This window comes from Brachybacterium sp. GCM10030267, from assembly GCF_042666875.1.
Classification (GTDB): Bacteria; Actinomycetota; Actinomycetes; order Actinomycetales; family Dermabacteraceae; genus Brachybacterium.
This window is the reverse complement of the sequence record NZ_JBHTCX010000010.1, coordinates 74,587-97,235: the sequence shown is the minus strand read 5'-3', so window position 1 is coordinate 97,235 and position 22,649 is coordinate 74,587. Positions and strand designations below refer to the sequence as shown.

The window sequence follows — 22,649 nt, the reverse complement described above, 5'->3', positions numbered from 1 at the left end:
TTTCAATGACTTGTCGGTATCCTCCGGGCCGGGGGATCACCGGGAGGATCAGCCCAGGGTCACTCGATGCACGAGCACGGTGAATTCCTCTCCGCGCCCGGTCTCCCTCGCGCGAAGACGCCCTCCCTCGAGCGAGACCGGACGAGCCTGCTTGACCACGACGCCGCCGCGCCCGTCGACGATGCCCAGCGCGATCTCGCTGCCCTGGGCGATCGCATCCAGCAGGCGGTCGGTGACGGTCAGATCCGTCGCCCCGTCCTCCGCGGCGCGGATCCGGGCCACCGCCTCGGCGGGCGGCAGGCGGAGCTCGGGGCCGTCGACGGTCACCAGGTCGGGGTCGGGCGGCCCGCCGGCGAGCGAGTGGGCCAGCTCCGATCCGGCAGTGCGGCCGTCCGGCCCGACGGCCTGCGGGGAGAGCCCGGCCTGGCGGGCGACCTGGAGCGCGAATCCCGGATCGGAGAGCGTCACGGCGACGGTGGGTGCGAGCCGGCGCAGAGTCAGGGCGGATGCCTCGGGGGCGACCTGCAGCAGATCCAGCACGTCGGCCTCCGCGGTCAGCACGGTGCTCGCCCGCGCGACCTGGACCCTGCCGTGGCGACGCTGTTCATCGCGCAGCAGGTAGTCCAGCCCCTGGGGGATGGGAGATCGCGAGGTCTCCTCGAGCAGCGACCGCAGTGCCTCCGCGTCCCGTCCCGCGGCCAGGGCGCGGCGGACGGACGTGGCGGAGAACCGCAGGGTGAGCGCGCCGCCCCGGGAGACGACGTCGGTCCAGTCCAGCAGCGGCAGCAGGCGTTCGGAGGGGCGGCCGGGCACGACGACGGTCAGATCGGCGTCCAGCAGCACCTCGTCGACCGGCGGCGGAGCGGCGTCGCGCAGGGCCCCGGCGAGCCGGGCGTCGGCCTCGGTGACGTCCTCGTCGAGCGCGGGGACGAGCGCCTGGCCGAGAACGCTCAGGGCGCCGCTGTCCAGGACTCCGAGCGCCTCGCCCTCGCTCAGCAGCGCGGCCGTCTCCTCCTCGATCACGTCGGCTGGGACCAGGGGGAATGCCCAGGACAGGGAGTCGACCAGTGAGTCCTTCGTCGCCGCGATCGTGGGGGAGGTGCGCAGGGTGCGCAACAGGCTGCCGCGGCGGGTGCGCACGCCGTCGCGTCGCGTGTGCTCGGACAGCAGCGGGCGCCCGGTCCCCGAGGCGTCCGGCGTGCCGACCACGGCCGCCAGGTGGTGGCCACGCGCCCATGCCAGCACCAGTTCGGCCCAGCGCTGCTCGGCGCTCTGGACGCGGTGGGTGTCCCAGTCGCGGGTGGGGTGCCATTCCTGGCCGTCGTGCCCGATCAGTCCAGCCTGCCAGGCGGACTGCAGCACGGTGGCGTAGGTGACGACGGGCACCCCTGCCCGGTCGGCGAGCCGGCGCAGATCGCGCTGGGGGATGCCGCCGCGCCGCAGCACCCCCGGGGGATCGTCGTCGAAGCTGCGCACCGTGCCCAGCAGGCGCAGGGCCTCGAATGCTCTCTCGACGGCCTGCGCCGCCCGGGAGCCGGGGATGCGTTCGGTGACCTCGGGGCCGTCCGGGGCCGGCCGGTGGGCGACGTAGGTGCGGCGCACCCTGCCCTCGCGCAGGGCCAGGTGGACCGAGCGGGGAATGTACCGGGAGCCGGACTCGTCGGCGACCACGATGCCCGCCTCCTGCAGGGCCGAGGCGAGGCGTCCCTCGCCCTGCACCTCGGCAGGACCCCAGGCCAGGGTCTCGAGGACCTCCGGCATGGTCGTCCGGGCGGTGGCCACCAGGCCGGCGGCCTCGTCGGCGGTGGGGTCCGACGGACGCCCCGGAGCGAGGCCGGCCGGTGTGCGCAGCCCGTCCCGCAGCGGCCGGATCAGATGCAGCTCGTCCTCGCCCCAGATCAGGGCGAGGGTGGTCAGTCTTTCGAGCCCGGGGGAGACGGTCGCCGGATCCGAGGAGACCGCATCGGCCACAGCCTGCGGGGAAGCTCCGTCCTCGAGCACCGCCAGCGTCTCGACCAGATGCAGCTCGGGGAGGGTGAGCGACTCCAGTGCGCGGCGCGCGGAGGTGGCCCCGGCGGCGCGGGCGGCGAGCGGGCCGATGCCACCCGGCAAGGGCGAGGCGAGGTCCGGTCGGGCGACGAGCAGGGCCTCCAGGCGGTCGTCACCGAACCGGCGCAGGGAGTCCGCGAGGGACCGGATCACAGCGGTCATGATGGGCTCCAGCATAGGGTGAAGCCGTGACGCGGGCCGCCAGGGCGCCGCGGCACGCCCCCATAGCCCAATCGGCAGAGGCGGCCGACTTAAAATCGGCACAGTACGGGTTCGAGTCCCGTTGGGGGTACTGCTCGGGTCGCCTCGAGGAATGCTCCGTCAGAGATGACGCGTCACAATGGAGCACATGACCTCGCCCGCTTCCGCCTCCGACGACGAGCCCTCCTCCGCACCGACAGCTCGGGTCGCCGCCCGACTCGACGAGGTGCTCTCGCGCATCGACGGTGCGGTGGCGCGGGCCGGCCGCGACGGTCGGGAGATCACGCTGTTGCTGGCCACCAAGACGCGCACACCTGAGGAGATCGCCGCCGTGATCGATCTCCTGCGTGCTCGCGATCGGCGGATCGCCGTGGGGGAGAACCGCGCCCAGGAGATCGCCAAGCACGCCGACCCGCTGCTCGCGGACAACGGCGTGCCGCGCCACTTCATCGGCCGCCTGCAGACGAACAAGGCGCGCGACGTGGTCGCCTTCGCCGAGCTCATCCACAGCGTCGACCGGGTGGAGATCGCCGACGCCCTCGAACGCCGGGCCGCGATGGCCGGCCTCGCCCGGGACGTGCTGATCCAGGTCAACACCTCCGGCGAGGAATCCAAGGGTGGCTTCGCGCCCACCACCGAGGCCCTCGGCCCGATCATCCAGCGGCTCCGGGCGAGCGAGACCCTGCGGCCCGTCGGCCTCATGACCATCGGCGCCAACACCACTGATGAGCGCGCGGTGCGGGCTTCGCTCCGCGGTTTGCGGGAACTGCGCGATGACATCCGCCGGCAGCACGACCTCCCGGAGTTCGAGCAGCTCTCGATGGGGATGAGCGGCGACCTCGAGATCGCGGTGGACGAAGGCGCGACCATCGTCCGGGTCGGCTCCGCCGTGTTCGGCCCCCGCGCGCAATGACGTCGGTCGCCGAGCGCGATGTCTTCCACGCTCTCGCGACCGTGCCGTGTTCCGAGAGGTACCGGGGTCGTGGCACTTCTCGGAACGCGGCGGTGACTCGCCGGCACCGGCTCGGAGAGGCTTCCCCGTTCGCCGGGGCTCAGTCGGGGAGGACCAGGGCCTGCGGCAGCCCGTACTCGTGCTCGAGCACCTCGCAGGCCGCCCCGACCGCGATCAGGTCCGTGCCGCGCGTGGAGAGCATCACCTCGACGTGCAGCCACGGCTCAGCCTCGAGGCTCTCGGCCAGTGCGCGCCGGATCGCGTCCATCGACGTCGCGTGGTGCGCGTAGACGGTGCGCCCTCCCAGGACCACGCGATCCACGTCGGCCAGGCGCACCAGGTTCAGCACGACGGTGGCCAGCACGTCGGCGGCGCGGTCCTCGTCGTCCTCGGCGAGGGCGGCCTGGTACTCCGCCTGCGCGCACCCGCGGCGACCGCACGAGCAGAGCACCCCGCCCATCCGGACCACGGTGTGCCCGGCCTCGCCGGCGTGGGAATGGGCGCCGCGCACGATGGCGCCGTCCAGGCACAGGCTCGCCCCCAGCCCGTCCTCGACCAGCACCAGCGCGGCATGATCCAGCAGGCCCGGCTGCGACCACTTCTCGCCGACGAGCGCCGCGAGGGAGTCGTGATCCAGCAGCACCGGCATCCCGAGCTCCTCGAGCAGCAGCTGCCTGATCGGGGCGCCGCTCCACGCGTCGGGCTCGGAGGTCCCGCGGTAGACGCCCTCGGCCCAGTCCACCGGTCCGGGCATCCCGATGCCCACGCCCAGCAGGTCGCCGGGGCCGGTGTCGGCCAGCGCGCGGGTCTCGGCGGCGAGCGTCTCGATGAGCTCCGGCACGGGCTGCAGGCGGCCCGTCTCCAGCTCGCGCCGCTCCAGGATCTCGCCGGCGAGATCCACCACCACGCCATGGACCCGTGAGCGCGTCAGGTGCAGCCCGATCGCCCGTCGGGAGGAGGGGACGATGCTGTACAGGGTGGTCGGTTTGCCCGGCCCCGGGGTGATCGTGCCGACCTCGCTCATCAGCCCGCGGTCCGTCAGGCGGGACAGGATCTTCGAGACGGCCTGGGGAGTGACCTGCATGGCCTCGGCCAGCTCGCCCCGGGAGACGGGCTCGCCCCGTCGGGCGAGGGCGAGCACGGCGGCGTCGTGCGCGCCGGCGACGCGGTCCAAGGGGCTGGTCGGTCTCATTCCGCCCATCTTTGCACGCACGGTGTGACACGAGTCGTCGTCGGGCGGGTCGGTGCCGCCCCACCCTTGACGTAACGCAACAGCGTTGCCTTATTGTGGGTCTCGGGTCGATGGAGCCCTCACCGCACGCACGCTCTCGAAGACCGAGGATCACTCATGACCACCATCGACATCACCCGTTCCGCACCCCCGGGCATCACCCCCGCCCGTCGCCGCCTGGCGCTGTTCGCTCTCGCCCTGGGCGGGTTCGGCATCGGCTCCTCGGAGTTCGTGACCATGGGCCTGCTGCCGGGTATCGCCCACGGCCTGCTGCCCGAACAGATGGCAGGCGATCCCGAGTCGGGGATCGCCCAGGCCGGACTGGCCATCTCCGCCTACGCGCTCGGCGTCGTCGTCGGCGCCCCGGTGCTCGCCCTGCTCTCGGTGCGCTGGAGCCGTTCAGGCATGATCGTCGCCCTCGCCGGCGCCCTGGCAGTGGGCACCGTGCTCTCGGCGATCATGCCCACCTTCGAGCTGACCGTGTTCGCCCGGTTCCTCGCCGGCATCCCGCACGGCGCCTACTTCGGCGTCGCCTCCCTGCTCGCCGCCTCGCTGATGGGGCCGGGGAATCAGGGCAAGGGCGTGGCCCTGGCGCTGTCCGGTCTCACCGTCGCCAACCTCGCCGGCGTGCCCGTGCTGACCGCCGTGGGCCAGGTCGCCGGCTGGCGTGCCGTGTACCTGCTGATCACCCTGATCTTCGTGGCCACCGTCACCGCGCTGCGCCTGACGGTCCCGCGGGAGGAGAAGGTGGCGGGCCGGCGCATGGTCGACGAGGTCATGGCGCTGCGCCGCCTGCAGCTGTGGGTCATCATGGGCATCGCCGCCGTCGGGTTCGCCGGCGCCTTCGCGGTCTTCAGCTACGTCGCCGACATCACCACCAACGTCACCGGTGCCCCCGCGGCCGCCGTCCCCTGGGTGCTGGCAGCGGCCGGTCTGGGCATGACCGTCGGCAACCTCATCGGCGGTGCCACCACGGACCGTTCGCTGAACGGCACCCTGATGATCGGCTTCCCGCTGTACATCGCTTCGCTGGTCGGCCTGTTCCTGGTCGCCCACACGTCGCTGGCCGCGCTGCTGGTCGGGTTCTTCGTGGTCAACGTGACCAACGCGTCGCTGAACCCCGCGATGCAGACCTGGCTGATCCGGGTGGCCCGCCGCTCCGAGGTGCTCGGCGCGTCCCTGAACCACGCCGCGTTCAACGTCGCCAACGCTCTCGGTGCCTCCCTCGGTGGCGCCGTGATCGCAGCCGGGTTCGGCTACGAGGCCCCGATGGTGGTCTCGATCATCCTGTCGGTGCTCGGCTTCTCGCTGGTCGCCGCGACGCTGGTGGCCCTGCGGGTGCGTGCCCGCCGGACCCTGGAGATGCTGCGCCGCCACGAGCCGGCCACCACCGACTCGATCCCCGCGGTGCCGGTGCACGCCTGAGCGGTCCTGCCGGTCACCGCAGGCCGGCGCTGACCGTCGACGGGAGCTCAGTCGAGGTCGCCCTGCACAGAGTAGGGCGACCTCGACTCACGTCCCGGGTGTGGTCACGGGCCGGGTGGTGACATCCCGGGCGTGGTCACGGGCCGGGTGGTCTAGTCCCGTGTGTGGTCACCGGTATCCGTGCGGCGCGGTCGGTCACGACGAGGCCCGGGTTGTGACTCGGACGGGCGACGGCGGCGTCACACTCGGACATCTGGCTCCCGGAGCGGGGGTTGCCGGTGCCTAGAGTGGCCGGGTCCTTCGGGCGCTCTCCCGAGGGCCTGACCGTCCGCCCCGACATCGTCCGGCCGGATCGACGCTCCGGCCAGACCTCGTCGGGTCGGATCGATGCTCCGAGCCGACGTTCCCCGCCCCGACCTACGTGGAGGCCCCGTGCACATCCAGACCGCCGCCGTGCAGACCCTCAGGGACCATGAGCACGGAGCCGTCGTCCCTCCGGTGCACTACGCCTCCACCTTCGAGCTCGACCCCGGGGTCGAGGACGGTGCGTACGCCTACCAGCGCGGCTCCAACCCCACGCGGGCGCAGCTCGAGACGGTTCTGGCCACGCTCGAGGGGGCCGAGCACGGCTTCGCCTTCGCCTCCGGCATGGCTGCCACCGCCGCGTCCCTGTCCACCCTCGAGGTGGGCGACGAGGTGATCCTGCCGGCCAGCGTGTACGGCGGCACCTACCGCTTCGTCGACCTGGTGCTGCCCGGCCGGGGCGTCACCAGCCGCTTCGTGGACGACCTCGGAGAGCTCACCGACGCGGACTTCACCCCCGCCACCAAGGCGATCTTCATGGAGACCCCGGCCAACCCCACGCTGCGGATCACCGACCTGCGTCGCCTGGTCGACCTCGCCCATCGCCACGGCGCACTGGTGATCGTCGACAACACGTTCATGACCCCGGTCCTGCAGCGTCCCCTCGACCTGGGGGCCGACGTCGTGGTCCAGTCCGCCACCAAGTACCTCGCCGGCCACTCGGATCTGCTGGCCGGCACCATCACCACGAACGACGACAATCTCGCCGAGGCCTACGCGCTCGCGCAGAAGGCTCAGGGCGGAGTGCTGTCCCCGGGGGAATCCTTCCGCCTGATCCAGGACCTCAAGACCCTGCCGCTGCGCCTTCAGCGGCAGCAGGACAACGCTCTCGCGATCGTCGAGGCCCTGCGCGCCCGGGATGACATCGCCCGGGTTCTCTACCCCGGCTCCCACAGCGAGGAGGAGGCCCGCATCCATGCCTCCCAGGCCAGCGGAACCGGGGCGGTCCTCTCCTTCGAGCTCGCCCCGGAGCTGGACCGGGTGGCCTTCCTGCGCGCGCTGCGCTATCCGGCCTACGCGGTGAGCCTCGGCGGCGTGGAGTCGCTCATCTGCCGCCCCGCGGTGATGACCCACGAAGCCATGACGCCGCAGGCACGCGCCAACGCCGGGATCTCCGACGAGCTGCTGCGGCTCTCCGTCGGCATCGAGGACGTCGCCGACCTGATCGAGGATCTGGACCAGGCGCTCGCCGCCGCCCGCTGAGCTCCGGCCCGCTGGGGTTGGGGCTGGGGCTGGGTTCAGGTCCCGCGGAGACCCGCTGGGGCTGGGTTCAGGTCTCGCGGAGAGCGGAGCGCGTGCACAGCGCAGTCACGGGAATCACGGATATCATGGTGGGGTCGGCACGCCAGGGCTCGTCCCTCGTGCTCCCCGACGTCGGCCCACCAGACCCATCCGTGAGGAGCCCCATGGCACGCCACAACATCGTGCTCGGCCGCGACCAGGCCGTGCACCAGGGACAGAACTACAGCGCCCCGCAGTTCGGTCAGCGCGCGCAGGGCGGCCCCGCCCAGGGGACCCAGTGGTCCTCCGGCTTCGATCAGCAGCAGGGCGCCGAGCCGCTCGAGGCGATGTACGCCCGCCCGTCGGCGACCGGTCACGACACCGGCCGCATGACCATGCGCGACGCGCTGAACGCGATCACGGCCACCCTCGGCACGATCGTCGTGATCGGCTTCGTCATCGCGATCACCCCGAAGTCGCTGCAGATCCTCGCGGGCGACGCCGGCCTCCAGCTCGGCCTGCTGATCGCCGGCGCGGCGACCATCATCGGTCTCATCGGCGGCCTGGTCACCGCGATGATCAACATCTTCAAGAAGCAGCCCTCGGTGCTCGCCGTGCTCGCCTACGCCGGCTTCGAGGGTCTGCTCCTCGGCGGCATCAGCGGCACCATGGAGGTGTCCTACCCGGGCATCGCCCTGCAGGCCGTCGTCGGCACGCTGGCCGTGGCCGGGACCGTGCTGGTGATGTTCCGGATGGGCATCCTGCGCACCTCGCCGGTGCTGAACAAGATCTTCATGGTCGCGATGGTCGCGTACCTGATCTTCGGCCTGGTCAACATCGGCTACCTGCTGATGACCGGCCAGAGCCTGCGCGACGGCGTGATGGGGCTGGTCATCGGCGGTCTCGCGGTGGTCATGGCCTCCTACTCGCTGGTGATGGACTTCGAGGACGTCCAGCGCGCCACGCAGGCCGGCGCCCCGCGCAAGTACGCCTGGCGCTGCGCCTTCGGTCTCGCCGTCACCCTGGTCTGGCTGTACATCGAGATCCTGCGCATCATCGCGATCCTCCGCAGCAACTGACCCGACCGCCCGGCCCGTCTCGGCCGGGTGATGACTCCGGGCGGCGACCGGTCGTCGCCCTATCCGCAGCGGCGGGCTCCCGTATCCTCGGGGCCCGCCGCTTCGCACGTCGGGGAGGAGCCCGTTCATGGCCCTGTGGCAGTGGTTGCTCGCCCACTGGCTGGTCGTCGCCACCTACCTGTTCATCGCGGCCGACGTCGCTCTGCGAGTGCTCGGGCTCATCCTGGTCCCGCGCAACCGCCGGCCGGGGTCCGCCCTGGCGTGGCTGCTGGCGATCATGGTGTTCCCGCTGGTCGGGTTCCCGCTCTATCTGCTGCTGGGCAAGGCGCAGCTGCCGCGGAAGCGCCGCGAGAAGCAGAAGGCCGTCAACCGCCTGATGCGCGTGCGCTCGCTGAACATCCCCGACACGGCCCTGGACGACGACGTCCCCAGCTGGCTGCGCTCCGCCGTCCGGCTCAACCGTGAGCTCGGGGCGTTCCCGCTGACCGGCAACAACTCCGCCGACCTGGAGATCGACTACGACACCTCGATAGCGCGCATGGCGGCCGACGTGCGCAGCGCCGAGCGCGAGGTGCACGTGCTCTTCTACACGATGGGTCTCGACCCGGCCACCGAGGACTTCTTCGCGGCCCTCGCCGAGGCCGCCGGTCGCGGCGTGACGGTGCGCGTGCTCTACGACCACTGGGGCTCGCTCAGCCACGGGCCGGTCTATCGGGCGATGCGCCGCCACCTCGACGCGCACGGCATCGAGCACTATCCGATGATGCCGATCAAGCCGTTCCGCGACGGTGCGTTCCAACGGCCGGACCTGCGCAACCACCGCAAGCTGCTGATCGTCGACGGGCAGGTCGGCTGGATGGGCAGCCAGAACCTCATCGCCGCCCACTACGACAAGCGCGCCAACATCCGCCGGGGCCTGCACTGGCAGGAGACCATGGTCCGGTTCCGGGGGCCGATCGTCTCGGGGATGAACCTGCTGTTCGCCACCGACTGGTACTACGAGTCCAGCGAGCAGCTGCCCGAGGCCGCCCTGGTCGCGGCTCCGGAGGACACCTCGGGCACCTACGAGTGCCAGCTGGTGCCCAGCGGCCCGGGATTCGTGCTCGAGAACAACCTGCTGCTGCTGAACCAGCTGTTCTACTCGGCGACCCATCGCATCTGCGCCGTCAGCCCCTACTTCGTGCCCGACGAGTCGATGCTCTCGGCGCTGATCACCGCCGCACGCCGGGGAGTGGAGATCGAACTGTTCGTCTCCGAGATCGGGGACCAGTTCCTCGTCTTCCATGCCCAGCGCTCCTACTACACGGCGCTGCTGGAGGCCGGGGTGCGGATCCAGCTCTACCGGGCGCCGACGATCCTGCACGCCAAGCACGTGACCATCGACGACTCGGTGACCGTGATCGGGTCCTCGAACATGGACATCCGCTCGTTCATCCTCGACATGGAGAGCACGATCATGGTCGGCGGCACCGACTTCATGGAGAAGATGCACGAGGTCGAGGACGTCTACCGCTCCCGCAGCCGCGAGCTCACCCTGGAGGAGTGGCGCCGCCGGCCGATGCCCATGATGCTGCTGGACAACCTCTGCCGCCTGGCCTCGGCGGTCGTCTGAGGCCGGGTCTCAGCCGGACAGTCCGGTCAGGGACGAGAAGGCCTCCTCGGCGCCCTCCTCGTGCTCGGTGACGCCGACGGCGATCTCCGAGATGAAGGCGCTCGGCCCCTCGTCGGTATCGACCACGACGACCGTGATCCGGGTGGCGTCCGTTTTCTCGAGCGGGTCGTTCTGCCAGTTGACGGTCCCGGTGGTGCGGTATCCGGGCATTCCGGCGACGGTGACCGGCTCGGTGACCTCGTCGTCGAGGGTGCGGCCCGTCGCGTCCCCCCAGTCGGTCAGTCGGAACATGCAGTCGACGATGCGTTCGGAGGCGGCTTCGTCACCGGGGTAGTCGACCCCCGGCTGCCACTCGACCTTCCCGACATGGAGCGTGGAGATCCAGGACTCCTCCACGGGGGCCGTGGCGACCTGGGTGTCATTGAGGAAGTAGGGGAAGAGGTTGTCCTGCCGGCCGGTGAAGGTCGACGGGGGGATGAACTCCAGCCCGCCGCCGCGCAGCTTCCCGGAGGGGTTCGAGGACGTCCGCTCGAAGGGCGGCTGCCAGCACAGCTCCTCCTCGACGTCCGTCGGCTCCTCCGTCTCCTCGCTCGTCTCCGGATCCGCGGGGGTCGAGGAGTTCGAGACCGAGGTGGGCGATGCGCCGCCCGACCCCCCGGAGGAGCGCACCACGAGGTACCCGACGGTGATGGCCACGATCAGCAGGAAGACCACGGCGAACGCGATGGCGCCGGTCAGGAGGGCAGTCCCGCGGCCGCCGCCCGGGCCGGGCGTCTGCGGGGTCGGAGTGTACTGCGGTCCGGTAGACACTGTCTGCTCCTTCTGGGCCGGGCTCGCACGCCGGCGTCACTCGACGACGTCGAGGCTGGCGATGATGTTCTCGAGGTCTTCGACATGTTCGGGCTGGTCGGCGGCGACGTCACTGGCCAGGGCGCTGGGACCGTTCGGGCCCTCCACGACGATCGAGGTGACCACGGAGGCGGACGAGCTCTCCAGCACGTCGGGATCCTCGAAGTGGTACGTGGCCTGCACGATCCATGCGGGCTGGCCGTCCACGGTCATGGTCTCGGAGCGGTAGTCCGTGATGTCGGGGTTCTCCCCGAAGTACTCCACGACGCCGGAGGTGGTGGCGTAGCACTGGAAGATCGCGACGGCGGCGCCCTCCAGGCCGGGGTACCCGCCGTCGTCCTCCTCGGGCCAGGTGACGCGGCCGACGTTGACCACGCTGTACCAGGGCTGCTCGACCTCTCGCGCCTTGGCCCCGACCTCGCTCATGTAGGGCAGCGGCTGGCTGCCCCAGGGGAAGTCCCACCCGTCGGGCACGGTGTACTCGAGGTCGCCCCCGCGGACGGTGCCGGGATCCGGCGAGGGCGCCTGGGCGCCGCTGTCAGGGATCGAGCACTCCGTGGTGGGTTCCTGGGTGAAGATCGGCGGGGGAGGGGCGATGTCCGGGTCCTCGGGGTCGGGCACGTACTCGGACTGGCCTTCGGCGCTGCGCGTCTCGGGTCCGTCCGCGGTAGGGGCGTCGTCCTCCTCCAGGACCGAGCGGAACACGGTCTGGGACAGCACCAGCGCGACGATGGCCAGCAGCACCACGCCGGATCCCACCACCGACAGCACCACGGCCAGGGTGCGCTTGCGCGCGCGCTCGCTGGGCTCACCGAGGGTGGCCGGGCCCTGAGAGCTCTGATAGTCGGGCAGGGCGCTCGGGTCCTGGTCGGCGAAGTCGGGCAGCCCGGATGACGCGGGCTGCCGATCCTCCCCGCTGGGATCCTGAGTCATTGCCACCTCCCGGCCCTGTGGGGCCCCTGACGCCCGCTCGGGGCTCTGTCCCCGGGTGATTCTCGCACGCACGGTCACAGCGCGCCGCACCAGGATAGGAACTCCAGAGACGGTTGGTACTCTCCGTCCACACGGCCACCGGAGGCGCCCGCTCCGGTCCGGGACCCCCGAGAGATGGAGACTGCATGCGCCCGCCCCTCGTCCTGACCATCGCCGGTTCCGACTCCGACGGCGCGTCGGGCATCCAGGCGGACCTGAAGACGTTCACCGCCCTGGGTGCCTACGGTGCGAGCGCGGTGAGCATGATCAGCGCCGTGAACACCCACGGGCTCCACGGCATCCACTACCTTCCGGGTGACGTCGTCCGCAGCCAGATCGACGCGGTCGCCGAGGACCTGTGGATCGACGCCACCAAGATCGGCGCCCTGGGCAGCGCCGCCGTGGTCGAGGCCGTCGCGGACGCTGTGCGCGCTCACCGCGACCGGCTGGGCCGGATCATCCTGGATCCGGTGATGGTCGGCAGCGACGGCGCCGCCCTGATCTCCGCCGAGGGTGCCCGCGCGCTGCGCGAGACCCTGGTCCCGCTGGTGGACGTGCTGATCCCGAACATGGCCGAGGCGGCTCAGCTGCTGGGCCGGCCGGTCGCGACCTCCATCGACGAGATTCGCGGGCAGGCGCTGGCGCTGCAGGCGCTGGGCCCCCGGATCGTCCTGATCACCGGTGGACGACTGGTCGATGATGATGCGGTCGACGTGCTGGTCCACCCCGGCGGCACCGACCTGCTGCGGGCCGAGCGGATCCCGGGGCGGAAGGTGCGCGGGGCCGGTTCCACCCTGTCGGCGGCGATCGCGGCGCAGCTCGCCCGCATCGAGGAGTTCGACCGGGCCGGCGAGCTGGGGGAGATCGGGGAGAAGGGGTCGGACGACGACATGGCCACGATCGTCGCCTCGGCGCGCGAGTTCCTCGCCAGCGCCATCGAGAACGCCGAGGAGTGGAAGGTCTCGCGGCGCACCTGCGGGGGCTACGGTCCGCTCAACCACCTCATCACGCTCGACAAGAGCTGACCGGCCCCGCCCCGTTCTCCCCGAGTCGCTCCGCGCCTCACTCCTCGAGCAGGCCCATGCTCTCCTTGAGCGCGAGCACGCGGCCGACGGACTCCCGCAACCTCTCCCGGTGCTCCTTGCTCTCGGCCGCCCACTGCTCGATGGCGTCGACCAGCTCACCGGTCAGGGACGCATCGGCCGTCAGCACCACGTCCCCGCCCGCCTCGAGCGGGCGCGTGGCGCGCTGGGGCACGGGAACGTCGGCGACGGCCTCCGCGGCCCCGATGTCGTCGGTGATCACGACGCCGTCGAAGCCGAGCTGGTCGCGCAGCAGATCCTGCACGGCGGCGCGGGAGAACATCGCCGGCACGTCGGGCTCCAGCCGCGGGTAGATCGCAGAGGACATCATCACCAGTCCCGCCCCGGCCTCGATCCCGGCGGCGAAGGAGTCCAGGAACGGATCGTCGGCGCCGGTGACGTCGTCGACGATGCCCTCGGCGGAGAAGTCGGTGTTCTGCTCCACCCGACCCAGCCCCGGGAAGTGCTTGAGCGTCGCGGTGACCCCGCGGTCCGCCAGCGCCTCGGTCGCCGCGGCCACGCATCGGGCGACGTGCTCCGGGTCGGTGCCGAAACCGCGATCCAGGCCGCCGACCGGCTCGTTGGCATCTCCCAGGTCGGGGTCGACCACGTCGGCCACCGGCGCGAGCGCGACCCCGATGCCATGGCCGGAGAGGTCCTCGCCGATGCTCGTGTACGCCTCCGTCACGGCGCCCGGTCCCTGCTCCCCGAGCTCCTCGGCCGACGGGGTCCGTCGGGCGGCGTCCCCGCGCAGCATCCTGACCTGCCCGCCCTCCTGGTCGACCGCGACCAGAGGTCCCAGGCCGCCTCGGGAACCGTCCCTGGCCTCGGCCACGATCTCGTCGACGGCGTCGCCGACCTCCCACACCTGGAGCAGGAGGATCCCGCCGGCATGGTGGTCGGAGAGCACCTCGGACGGGATCTGCTGGCCGGCGTGGATCCCGACCAGGACCAGCTGACCGGCCAGTTCGCGCGGGCCGAGCTCCTCGAGCAGCGCCTCCGCCCTCGTCGGCGGCTGCGTGCTCGGTTCGGTGCTGGGCTCCTGAGTCGGCGCCGCGGACTCCTCGGGCCGGGTGCCTTCGGGGTCGCTCGGCGCGGTGGCCTCGGGATCGGCCGAGGTCGGGTCCGTCCGGTTCGTGCAGGCGGCCAGTGCCGCCGTGGGGGCGAGAGCCAGAAGATGACGTCGGCGCATGCCAGAAGTGTTCCACGGCGGAGGCACCAGGGCCCGTGTGGCATGGCCTTCGCGGCGAAGTGACCTGCGTCGCCGCGTGCCCCGTAGGCTGGAACCCATGAGCGCGCCGACACCTTCCGCCCAGGACCACCCGCGGGCCGCCTCGATCGAGTCCGGCACCGGCACACCGCTGGCCACGTGGGTCCAGCGCATCGAGGACGCCGGAGGCCGCGACCTCGATCATGCCGCCATCGCCCGCCTGCTGCCGCAGCGCTGGGACATCACCGAATGGTGGGCACAGGGCGTGACCATCGCCTATGAGCAGCTGATCGGCCGCCGCGTCGTCGGCCAGAGCTGCGACGGGGACTTCGCCGCCTCCGCCTCCCGCACCGTCACCGGGGACCCGGACGCCGTGCGCGAGCTCTGGGACGACTTCATGACCCCGGTGCGCCGTGAGGAGCTCGGGCTCGAGGAGCCGACGCTGACCGACACCGCGACGTGGCGCTACTGGCGTGCCGCCGTCCAGGACGGCACCCGGGTCTCGGTGAACATCACCCGCAAGGACGGCGCGCCCGAGAACCCCCGCTGCACTCTGGGCCTGGAGCACAAGCGCCTCGAGACCGCCGAGGCACGCGACGCCTGGAAAGCCGTCTGGAAGTCCGTCCTCACCGAATTCGCCGCCTTCGAGAAGGAGACCCGATGACCGACGCCGCCGCCCAGCCGGCCCCGAGCCCGCAGCTGCCCGCTGCCGACGGCAGCTCGGACCCGCACCAGTGGCTGGAAGATGTCACCGGCGAGGAGGCGCTGGCCTGGGTCCGCGATCGCAATGCACGCGCCGAGGCCGAGCTCGAGGCCGTGCCCGATCCCCGCGAGCCCGGCGGCGCGCCGCTCGCGGAGACCCTCCACCAGGAGATCCGCGAGATCCTCGATGCGAAGGACAAGATCCCCGGCGTGGTCAAGCGCGGGCGGTACCTCTACAACTTCTGGACCGACGCGGAGCACGAACGCGGGCTGTGGCGGCGCACCACGCTGGAGTCCTACCGCACCGACGAGCCGGAGTGGGAGATCCTGCTGGACGTCGATGCGCTGAACGAGGCCGAGGGCGAGGACTGGGTGTGGCACGGCGCCAGCCTGCTGCGGCCCGCGGGCGCCGCCGACGGCGAGCCCTATCGTCACGCGCTGATCGACCTCTCCCACGGTGGGTCCGACGCCGACGTCACCCGCGAGTTCGACCTCGAGACCCTGCGCTTCGTCCCCGAATCCGAGGGCGGCTTCGTCCGGCCCGAGGCCAAGGGGAGCCTCAGCTGGATCGACGCGGACACCGTCTGGGTCTGCACGGACTTCGGTGAGGGCACCGTGACCAGCTCCGGATACGCCCGCCAGGCTCGGCTCTGGCGGCGCGGCACGCCCCTGGCCGAGGCCGAGCTCGTCCACGAGGTCGCCGAGAACGACATGGCGATCTTCGCCGCCCACGACTCCACGCCCGGCTGGGAGCGCGACTGGATCATCGAGGCCCACGCCTTCTACGACAACACCATCCATGTCGTCGACCGCAGTCAGTCCCCGCCCACCCTGGAGACGATCGAGGTGCCGCGGGACCTGGAGGCCAGCGCGCACCGGGACCTGGGAATCTTCACTCCCCGCAGCGACTGGGAGATCGGGGGCGGCACGTACCCCGCGGGCTCCCTCGTCGTCGGAGACTTCGAGAGCTTCCAGCGCGGCGAGCCCGAGCTGCACATGCTCTTCGAACCCACCGCGACCACGTCGCTGGCGGACATGACCATCACCCGCAGCACGGTGGTGCTCTCGGTCCTCGAGGATGTCATCCACCGTCTCGAGGTCCATACCCGCGACGAGCACGGCCAGTGGGTGCGCCGCGACCTCTACCCGGAGCTGAGCGGCTCCCTCGGGGTCTCCGCCGTCGACCCCGACGAGAACGATGAGATCTGGGTGAGCGTCACCGGCTTCATCGAACCCACCACCCTGCGCCTCGGCGACCTCTCCGAGGTGCCCGCCGGCGGTGAGCCCGGTGACCTCCAGCTGGTCAAGTCCACCCCCGCCCGCTTCGACGCCGACGGTCTCGAGGTCAGCCAGCACTTCGCCACCAGCGACGACGGCACCCGCGTGCCGTACTTCGAGATCTCCCGACCGGCGAGTGCGGAGGCCGCCGAGCCGGCGCCGACGCTGATGTTCGGCTACGGCGGGTTCGAGATCTCCCTGACCCCGTCATACCTGGGAGCCATCGGCAAGGCGTGGCTCGAACGCGGCGGCACCTATGTGCTGGCCAACATCCGCGGCGGCGGGGAGTACGGGCCCACCTGGCACCAGGCAGCTCTGCGCGAGAACCGTCACCGCGCCTACGAGGACTTCGCCTCCGTGGCACGGGACCTGGTTGAGCGCGGCGTGACCGATCGTGAGCACCTCGCCGTGCGCGGCGGCTCCAACGGCGGCCTGCTCACCGGGAACATGCTGGTCCAGTACCCCGACCTGTTCGGCGCCGTGATCATCCAGGTCCCGCTGCTGGACATGAAGCGGTACAACCAGCTGCTGGCCGGTTACTCCTGGATGGCCGAGTACGGCGACCCGGACACCGAGGACTGGGAGTTCCTGCGCACGTTCAGTCCGTACCATCTGCTGGCCGAGGAGCGCGCGGCGGACTACCCGCCCACGTTCCTGCTCACCTCCACCCGCGATGACCGGGTCCATCCGGGGCACGCCCGGAAGTTCACCGCCGCCCTGGAATCTCTCGGGGCCGACGTGCGCTCGTGGGAGAACACCGAGGGAGGCCACGGCGGTGCCGCCACCAACGAGCAGGCCGCGCGCATGAATGCCCTGCTGTACACGTTCCTGTGGAAGACCATCGGCACCGACGACGGGGCGGCATCATGAGCCCCAGCCACCGCGGCGAGCCCGTGGAGCCGGCCGGGACCCCGTCGGCCCCGATGGCGCCGGAGCCCTCGGTTCCGGACGCGTCCGTCGGGCCCGTCACGGACGACCCCGACGGCTCCGCACCCGCCCCGCCGGACTCCGACGAGCTCGACGTCCTGGTCGACCGGCTCGCCGCCGAGCAGGCCCTCAGCGCGGACGAGGAGGCTCCCGCTGCGGTCGCCGAGGGCGAGCGACCGGAGCCGCCGCTGATCGCCGGGGAGGTCGAGACCTTGGCCGGGTTCCTCGATTTCCTGCGCGCGACGATCGTGTGGAAGGTGGAGGGCCTCAGCGACGAGCAGGCCTCGGCCCGTCTGGTCGGCTCGGACACCACCGTCACCGGGATGATCCGGCACCTGGCCGACACCGAGCGCTCGTGGTTCCGCGAGGTGCTCGGCGGTGTGCCCGCCGACGAGGCGGGATATGCGTGGTCCCGCGGCCACGACGCCGAGCAGGAGTGGTCGCTCGAGGACGGCGCCTCGCTGGAGGAGGCGCTGGCGGACTATCGTGCCGCCACGGAGGCCTCGCGCGCGCAGCTCGCCGGCCGCGAGCCGGACGAGGAGCTGCGCGGGACGCGGGAGGCCCGCACGGTCCGCTGGGTGCTCGCCCACATGGTCGAGGAGACCGCGCGCCATGCCGGCCAGCTCGACATCCTGACCGAACTCCTGGACGGCCGTACCGGCGAGTGAAACTGCCCTTCGTGAAGACGGCCGACCTCTTCGAGCGCTCCGCGCAGGACGAGCTGCTGCAGATCCGCAACGACCTGATGACGGTCTACCGCGAGGTCTCCGCGGATGAGGATCGCCTGTTCCCGCTGCGCTTCGCCCGCACCACGCCGCGCCGGCTGCGGCGCGGGCGCACCGGGCAGGCGGTGCGGTCGCGGCTGCCGGAGACCGGGCACTGGGATCCCTCAGTCGGCGTCGCCGAACCGCAGGTGCCCGTGCTGCTCATCCCCGACGGGCCCGCCCGCGCCTCCGTGCTGCCCTACGACGCGCTGCGCCGCAACCTCGCGGGCCACGGGCTGGACGTGCTCATGATGGAGCACCGGGGAGTGGGGCTCTCCCGCCTGGACGCGACGGGGGAGGACCTGCCGGCCCATGCCATGACGCTGCGGGAGGTGATCCGGGATCTGCTGGCGGTGCTGGACCGGGCCCGCGCGCAGCAGGTCGCCGTCTACGGCACCGGATACGGCGCCTATCTGGCGCAGGCACTGGCCGTGCTCCACCCCGAGCGGGTGCACTCGCTGGTGCTGGACTCGCCCCTGACCAGCGCCGAGGACGAAGCCGTCGCCCAGGCCGCGCTGCGGGACATGTACTGGAACGGCACCGAGCCGGCGACGTCGAGCACGGCGGCGGTCCTGCGGCGACTGGCCGAGACCGAGACCGTCGACATCCACCGGGCCGGTCCCGTCGTCCTCGCCGTGCACGAGCACGGCGGGCCGTCGGCGGTGCGGGAGCTCGTCGACCTGCTCTCGGTGGGGCGTGGCCGGCTGACCTGGAACAGCGTGCGCCAGGTGCTCAACCAGGGATGGTTGCAGTCCACGCCCTACGTGATGGAGCACGATCTGACCTCGCGGATCTCGCACACCGAGCTGGGCCGCGGATCCCACGCCGACGGAGGTCCTCTGGACGCGCTGATCGTGGACGGGGAGCAGGCCCGAGCCGTGCCGCCGTTCCACGGTGAGGTGCTGGACCTGCATGCTCTGGCCCCTGCGATCACGGCTCCCACGCTCGTGATCACGGGAACCCAGGACCTGGTGGCCCCGCCCCGCATCGCCCGGGAGCTGGCGGCGCGGATTCCCGGTGCCGAACTGCTGGAAGTGCGCGGCGCCGGCAACTCGATGCTCGATTCCCGCAGCCAGATCACGCAGATCGCCGCTCGCTGGAGCGCCTGCGGCACGGCGCATCGGCTGCCGGAGTGGGCGGACGAGCTCGCGGCGCTGCCGGCCACGCCGACGGACCAGGCGCTCTCCCGAGGCCTGCAGATCGCGCTGGCCGCCGAGCGGTACTCGCCGTGGCGCCTGCGCGTGGAGTCCGTCCGAGCAAAGCGGGAACAGGCCCACGTCGATCCCCGCGCACGCCGCACGCGCCACGTGAAGATCGACTGATCACCGGCGTTCCGTACCGCATTCCCCCGAATTGTGACCCTCGCGATCAGCAGTCGCCGTTTCTCCGGCGCGGCATCAGGCATATCCTTTCCTCACGGAGAACAGCGGGCCGGGCGAATATCCGTCGGCCGGAAAGCTCCGTCGTGATCGGGAGGGGATCCATGCGAAAGCGAGCCAGGGGCATCCGCAGCGAGGTGCCGCTGCGTACCCGGCCGTGGGCAAGCATCCTCATGGCCACCGGGAGCGTCGCCGCGGTGGGCACGGCGGCAGGTTTCGGCATCGTGGGAATCGGCCCGCTGGCCGCACTCGCCGGCGATACCGAGCAGGTCACCGAGTCCCGCCAGAGCGAGTCCGCGCCGTCCGACGGGGGAGGTGAAATGCCCGTTCCCGCGAGCGTGCCCGCGCCTCCGGAGCCCTCCGCGACGACGACGGAGCCGGCGGAACTGAGCGAGACCCCCGAACCGACCGAGACCGCTGAACAGACCGAGGATCCCGAGCCCACCGTCGAGGAGACCACCGAGGCGGAGGACGCGCCCACACCGGACCAGCCGGCGGAATCGCCCCGCGAGCAGACTCCGGGAAGCGGAAGCGGCGGTGGAAGCGGAAGCGGTGGTGGAAGCGGCGGCGGTGGTGGAGCGCCGAGGCCAGCTCCGCACCCGGAGCCGGCCCCTGACCCCACGCCGAACCCGCCCCCGGCTGAGAGCCCGGATCCGGAGGAGGGACAGGACCCGCCGAGCGAGGGCCAGGACCCGCCGACCGACGGTGAGGACCTGCCGGGTGACGGTGAGGACCCGCCCGGCGAGGGCGGGGACCAGCCGGGCGGTGGCCAGAGTTCTCCGCCGGACGGCGAGGATCCGTCGGACGAGGTATCTACCCCGCCGCAGGACGGGGAGGGCCGGCCGGGCGGAACCGGCTCACCGGTGCCGACCCCCACCTCGACGTCGGCCTCGCCCTCGCGAACCACGGACGCGTAGGGCGCGGGCGGCGAGGCAGCCTGCTGGCTCTCCGATTGCCGACCTACGGCCGGCAGACGACCGTGAAGCCCCCGTCCTCGTAGGTCGTCTCGTACTCCGTGCCCCAGCGCTGCTGCGCCCACAGCGCGACGTCATCGGGCGGGCGACCGTCCCAGGAGAAGGCGTAGCGATCACTCAGCACGCAATCGGGAACGCGCTGATTGGGCCCGTGGGTCCACTGCACGTCATGATCCGGGACCGCGTGAGCCATCAGGGTGATGTCGACCGCGAGCACCGCGCCGTCGGGCACTGCCTCGAGTGCTTCGGCGGCCGGTGCGGCGCGCCAGGTGGGCTCCCACTTCTGGGGCCGGAAGATGTCCAGGACCGGCATCGCCCCGGCCAGCACCAGCGTCACCGCGGCCGAGGCGGCGACCGCCGTGATCCGGATACGGCGCACGGGGATCGGTGCATCCTCACGCAGCCAGGCCGTGGCCCGTCCCGTGCGCCTGTCCCCGAGCGCATCCAGCATCGCTGCCAGCGCGATCGGCATCAGGATCGCGTTGTAGTGCCAGTACCAATCCCAGTAGAACTCCACCGTCCCGGTGAACCGCCACGCCAGAGTCGGCAGCATCAGCGCGATCAGCGGGGAGCGAGCCCCGATCAGCCCCGCGGCCAGCAGCAGCATGAGCACGGTCAGCCATTTCATCGGCGGCCAGAACACCTCGAACGGAGAGCCGAGGTTGTCGGTGTAGTCGTACTGCCCTGCCGGGTTCAGCAGCGGCAGGATCACGAACGTCGCCGTGATGAACCAGCCGGCGCCCCAGCAGACGAGGCCGAGTCCTTCGGTGCGGTACTCGCGGTGACGCAGGGCGATGATGCCGCCCAGCAGCGCGACGGTCAGCCCCAGATCCTCCTTGACGAAGACCAGCGGCGCGGCCCAGAGGATCGCACCCAGCATCCGTTGGCGCAGCAGTGCGGTCAGCGACAGGGCGAGCAGCGGCACCGCGACGGCGATCTCGTGGAACTGCACCGCGGCCGCCGACTGCAGGCCGAAGGAGAAGACGTACGCCGCGCCCGCGAGCGCACCGAGCGGCGCGCCGAGCCGATCGATGGCCAGGCGCGTCAGAGGGATGGCGGAGAGGCCGAACAGCAGGGCCTGGGTCCACAGCAGCGCCTCCCCGGAGGGCCACGCCCACCACACCGGGGCCAGCAGGGCCAGGATCGGATGGAAGTGATCGCCGAGGAGATTCACGCCATCGCCCTTGATGGGGACGATGGGCGCGCGCAGCTCGCCGTACGCGCGCGCGAGCTGGGTGAAGATCCCCAGATCCCAGGAGCGCGCGACGAGATGGTGGAACTGCTGGGAACCGAGCAGCCCGTAGGCGAGCGTCGCGAGCACGGCCAGCAGCGGCGGGACCAGGCGACGCGTCCGCTGGTGACCGCGACCGGGGCGCGGCGTGACCCGCTCCGGCCGGGAGGCGTGGGCGGCGAGGTTCACGGGGGCGAGGGTATACGGCCGGTCCGTGCTCCGCGGATTCCTGGCTGCCACGTCACCGCCCGCGCGCCCGGAGCGGAGCTCGAGCGCAGGATTCGCTCGGACGGAGACTCTAGTATTCGGTCATGACCACGCTCTCCGGGGGCCGACTGCTCCGCATCGCCGCTGCGGCCGGGGCCGTCGGGGCTCTCGGCCTCATCGAGCATCGCCGTCTGGGGCCGTGGTCCCACGCGGCCTATCGCCTCGGGTACGCGGCGACGACCGGCATGATCGTGGCCGATGCCGCCCGCCGGGACCAGCCCCTGCTGGACCCGGTCCGGGACGGCATCGTCACCGGTGGCGTCACCCTGGGGATGATGGGCGCGTTCGAACGGGTCGATGCGGCGATCATCGAGGGGATGCGGGGCGCGGGAGTCCGTCGGGCCCGTCCGATGCTGGCGGCGCTCGGTGCGGTCGCCACGGTGGCGCTGTACGGGATGTCGAGCGTGGAGGGCCAGAGCCATCGCTGGGGCTCGATCGACGAGATCTTCGACGAGCCGGAACTGGCCGATCTTCCCGGCGAGGCCAGGGCACTCGCGGCGGCGCTGCTGGAGACCCCCGACGACGGGCCGATGCTTCCCGGTGCCCGGACGCTGCGCGACCAGCTCGCCACCGCTCGGAGTGTCGACCCGGGCTATCTCAGCAGCGACGTGCAGATCGTTGTCGAGCAGCCCGAGCGGCTCGCCGTGCCCCGGAATCAGACCTGGCCGGTGACCGGGGAGTTCACGCGTGCCGGCATCCGCTTCCTGGTGCGGCTGCAGATCAGCGACGGCATGCTGAGCCTGCTCAGTGTCACCGTGCCGGACGGGGAGCGGCGCGTTCAGCAGGCGCTCGAGCACCTCGCCTCGCCCGGCTTCGTCCTGCCCAGCCCCGACGAGCTCACGCTGCGCGTCGAATCCGACCGGCCGGACTGACCTCGCCGG

General features: G+C 71.8%; 18 protein-coding genes and 1 tRNA gene. 13 read left to right on the top strand and 6 right to left on the bottom strand.

Annotation, left to right across the window (positions count from 1 at the left end; translation table 11 throughout):
* Positions 1 to 48: 48 nt before the first annotated feature.
* Positions 49 to 2,211 carry a helicase-associated domain-containing protein gene (locus tag ACFQS2_RS08685; RefSeq protein WP_377793390.1) on the bottom strand — a complete coding sequence of 721 codons (2,163 nt, stop codon included), beginning with the start codon at positions 2,209 to 2,211 and terminating at the stop codon, positions 49 to 51.
* A 56-nt stretch (positions 2,212 to 2,267) separates the two neighbouring features.
* Between ACFQS2_RS08685 and ACFQS2_RS08680 the strand changes: the two genes are divergently transcribed.
* Positions 2,268 to 2,341 (top strand) — tRNA-Leu (locus ACFQS2_RS08680).
* 57 nt (positions 2,342 to 2,398) lie between these two features.
* Positions 2,399 to 3,163, top strand: a complete 765-nt coding sequence (locus ACFQS2_RS08675) for a YggS family pyridoxal phosphate-dependent enzyme (protein WP_377793389.1) — start codon at positions 2,399 to 2,401, stop codon at positions 3,161 to 3,163.
* A 139-nt stretch (positions 3,164 to 3,302) separates the two neighbouring features.
* Here the strand turns inward: ACFQS2_RS08675 and ACFQS2_RS08670 are convergent, their stop codons facing one another.
* Complete coding sequence (locus tag ACFQS2_RS08670) at positions 3,303 to 4,394, bottom strand: ROK family protein (protein ID WP_377016207.1); 1,092 nt, start codon at positions 4,392 to 4,394, stop codon at positions 3,303 to 3,305.
* Between the two features lie 156 nt (positions 4,395 to 4,550).
* Here ACFQS2_RS08670 and ACFQS2_RS08665 point away from each other — a divergent pair, with 156 nt between their 5' ends.
* From ACFQS2_RS08665 to cls, 4 genes are all read left to right on the top strand, one after another.
* Positions 4,551 to 5,858 carry an MFS transporter gene (locus tag ACFQS2_RS08665; protein ID WP_377016209.1) on the top strand — a complete coding sequence of 436 codons (1,308 nt, stop codon included), beginning with the start codon at positions 4,551 to 4,553 and terminating at the stop codon, positions 5,856 to 5,858.
* Between the two features lie 432 nt (positions 5,859 to 6,290).
* The gene (locus ACFQS2_RS08660; RefSeq protein ID WP_377016211.1) at positions 6,291 to 7,424 is read left to right on the top strand and encodes a trans-sulfuration enzyme family protein; all 1,134 of its coding nucleotides are present in this window, start codon (positions 6,291 to 6,293) and stop codon (positions 7,422 to 7,424) included.
* A gap of 203 nt (positions 7,425 to 7,627) precedes the next feature.
* Positions 7,628 to 8,521 carry a Bax inhibitor-1/YccA family protein gene (locus tag ACFQS2_RS08655; protein WP_377793388.1) on the top strand — a complete coding sequence of 298 codons (894 nt, stop codon included), beginning with the start codon at positions 7,628 to 7,630 and terminating at the stop codon, positions 8,519 to 8,521.
* 127 nt (positions 8,522 to 8,648) lie between these two features.
* Entirely contained in the window at positions 8,649 to 10,133 is a 1,485-nt protein-coding gene (gene cls / locus ACFQS2_RS08650; RefSeq protein ID WP_377793387.1) for a cardiolipin synthase, read from the top strand.
* A gap of 9 nt (positions 10,134 to 10,142) precedes the next feature.
* Here cls and ACFQS2_RS08645 read toward each other — a convergent pair whose 3' ends face one another.
* Positions 10,143 to 10,943 (bottom strand): hypothetical protein, encoded by an 801-nt coding sequence (locus tag ACFQS2_RS08645; protein WP_377793386.1) that lies wholly within the window; start codon positions 10,941 to 10,943, stop codon positions 10,143 to 10,145.
* A gap of 36 nt (positions 10,944 to 10,979) precedes the next feature.
* A complete protein-coding gene (locus ACFQS2_RS08640) occupies positions 10,980 to 11,915 on the bottom strand; it encodes a hypothetical protein (protein WP_377016219.1) in 936 nt (311 codons plus the stop codon).
* A 185-nt stretch (positions 11,916 to 12,100) separates the two neighbouring features.
* Between ACFQS2_RS08640 and thiD the strand changes: the two genes are divergently transcribed.
* The gene (gene thiD / locus ACFQS2_RS08635; protein ID WP_377793385.1) at positions 12,101 to 12,979 is read left to right on the top strand and encodes a bifunctional hydroxymethylpyrimidine kinase/phosphomethylpyrimidine kinase; all 879 of its coding nucleotides are present in this window, start codon (positions 12,101 to 12,103) and stop codon (positions 12,977 to 12,979) included.
* A gap of 37 nt (positions 12,980 to 13,016) precedes the next feature.
* Here thiD and ACFQS2_RS08630 read toward each other — a convergent pair whose 3' ends face one another.
* Positions 13,017 to 14,228, bottom strand: coding sequence for a glycoside hydrolase family 3 N-terminal domain-containing protein (locus tag ACFQS2_RS08630; RefSeq protein ID WP_377793384.1), 1,212 nt, complete (start codon positions 14,226 to 14,228; stop codon positions 13,017 to 13,019).
* A gap of 97 nt (positions 14,229 to 14,325) precedes the next feature.
* Here ACFQS2_RS08630 and ACFQS2_RS08625 point away from each other — a divergent pair, with 97 nt between their 5' ends.
* From ACFQS2_RS08625 to ACFQS2_RS08605, 5 genes are all read left to right on the top strand, one after another.
* Positions 14,326 to 14,910, top strand: coding sequence for a hypothetical protein (locus tag ACFQS2_RS08625; protein ID WP_377016225.1), 585 nt, complete (start codon positions 14,326 to 14,328; stop codon positions 14,908 to 14,910).
* On the top strand, positions 14,907 to 17,096 hold the full coding sequence (locus ACFQS2_RS08620; protein WP_377793383.1) for a prolyl oligopeptidase family protein: 2,190 nt from the start codon (positions 14,907 to 14,909) through the stop codon (positions 17,094 to 17,096). The genes ACFQS2_RS08625 and ACFQS2_RS08620 overlap by 4 nt, the downstream gene beginning before the upstream one ends.
* Entirely contained in the window at positions 17,093 to 17,821 is a 729-nt protein-coding gene (locus tag ACFQS2_RS08615) for a DinB family protein (RefSeq protein WP_377793382.1), read from the top strand. Before ACFQS2_RS08620 ends, ACFQS2_RS08615 begins: the two co-directional genes overlap by 4 nt.
* 11 nt (positions 17,822 to 17,832) lie before the next feature.
* On the top strand, positions 17,833 to 19,239 hold the full coding sequence (locus ACFQS2_RS08610) for an alpha/beta fold hydrolase (protein ID WP_377793381.1): 1,407 nt from the start codon (positions 17,833 to 17,835) through the stop codon (positions 19,237 to 19,239).
* A 161-nt stretch (positions 19,240 to 19,400) separates the two neighbouring features.
* Entirely contained in the window at positions 19,401 to 20,213 is an 813-nt protein-coding gene (locus tag ACFQS2_RS08605; protein ID WP_377793380.1) for a hypothetical protein, read from the top strand.
* 43 nt (positions 20,214 to 20,256) lie between these two features.
* Here ACFQS2_RS08605 and ACFQS2_RS08600 read toward each other — a convergent pair whose 3' ends face one another.
* A complete protein-coding gene (locus ACFQS2_RS08600) occupies positions 20,257 to 21,690 on the bottom strand; it encodes a DUF2079 domain-containing protein (RefSeq protein ID WP_377793379.1) in 1,434 nt (477 codons plus the stop codon).
* Positions 21,691 to 21,812: 122 nt separating this feature from the next.
* Here ACFQS2_RS08600 and ACFQS2_RS08595 point away from each other — a divergent pair, with 122 nt between their 5' ends.
* Positions 21,813 to 22,640 (top strand): hypothetical protein, encoded by an 828-nt coding sequence (locus tag ACFQS2_RS08595; protein ID WP_377793378.1) that lies wholly within the window; start codon positions 21,813 to 21,815, stop codon positions 22,638 to 22,640.
* Positions 22,641 to 22,649 lie beyond the last annotated feature (9 nt).

Bases quoted from the DNA above. Each gene is read 5' to 3' on its own strand.
- ACFQS2_RS08685 (WP_377793390.1), bottom strand. From the start codon at position 2,211: ATGACCGCTGTGATCCGGTCCCTCGCGGACTCCCTGCGCCGGTTCGGT.
- ACFQS2_RS08675 (WP_377793389.1), top strand. From the start codon at position 2,399: ATGACCTCGCCCGCTTCCGCCTCCGACGACGAGCCCTCCTCCGCACCG.
- ACFQS2_RS08670 (WP_377016207.1), bottom strand. From the start codon at position 4,394: ATGAGACCGACCAGCCCCTTGGACCGCGTCGCCGGCGCGCACGACGCC.
- ACFQS2_RS08665 (WP_377016209.1), top strand. From the start codon at position 4,551: ATGACCACCATCGACATCACCCGTTCCGCACCCCCGGGCATCACCCCC.
- ACFQS2_RS08655 (WP_377793388.1), top strand. From the start codon at position 7,628: ATGGCACGCCACAACATCGTGCTCGGCCGCGACCAGGCCGTGCACCAG.
- cls (WP_377793387.1), top strand. From the start codon at position 8,649: ATGGCCCTGTGGCAGTGGTTGCTCGCCCACTGGCTGGTCGTCGCCACC.
- ACFQS2_RS08640 (WP_377016219.1), bottom strand. From the start codon at position 11,915: ATGACTCAGGATCCCAGCGGGGAGGATCGGCAGCCCGCGTCATCCGGG.
- thiD (WP_377793385.1), top strand. From the start codon at position 12,101: ATGCGCCCGCCCCTCGTCCTGACCATCGCCGGTTCCGACTCCGACGGC.
- ACFQS2_RS08630 (WP_377793384.1), bottom strand. From the start codon at position 14,228: ATGCGCCGACGTCATCTTCTGGCTCTCGCCCCCACGGCGGCACTGGCC.
- ACFQS2_RS08625 (WP_377016225.1), top strand. From the start codon at position 14,326: ATGAGCGCGCCGACACCTTCCGCCCAGGACCACCCGCGGGCCGCCTCG.
- ACFQS2_RS08620 (WP_377793383.1), top strand. From the start codon at position 14,907: ATGACCGACGCCGCCGCCCAGCCGGCCCCGAGCCCGCAGCTGCCCGCT.
- ACFQS2_RS08615 (WP_377793382.1), top strand. From the start codon at position 17,093: ATGAGCCCCAGCCACCGCGGCGAGCCCGTGGAGCCGGCCGGGACCCCG.
- ACFQS2_RS08605 (WP_377793380.1), top strand. From the start codon at position 19,401: ATGCGAAAGCGAGCCAGGGGCATCCGCAGCGAGGTGCCGCTGCGTACC.
- ACFQS2_RS08595 (WP_377793378.1), top strand. From the start codon at position 21,813: ATGACCACGCTCTCCGGGGGCCGACTGCTCCGCATCGCCGCTGCGGCC.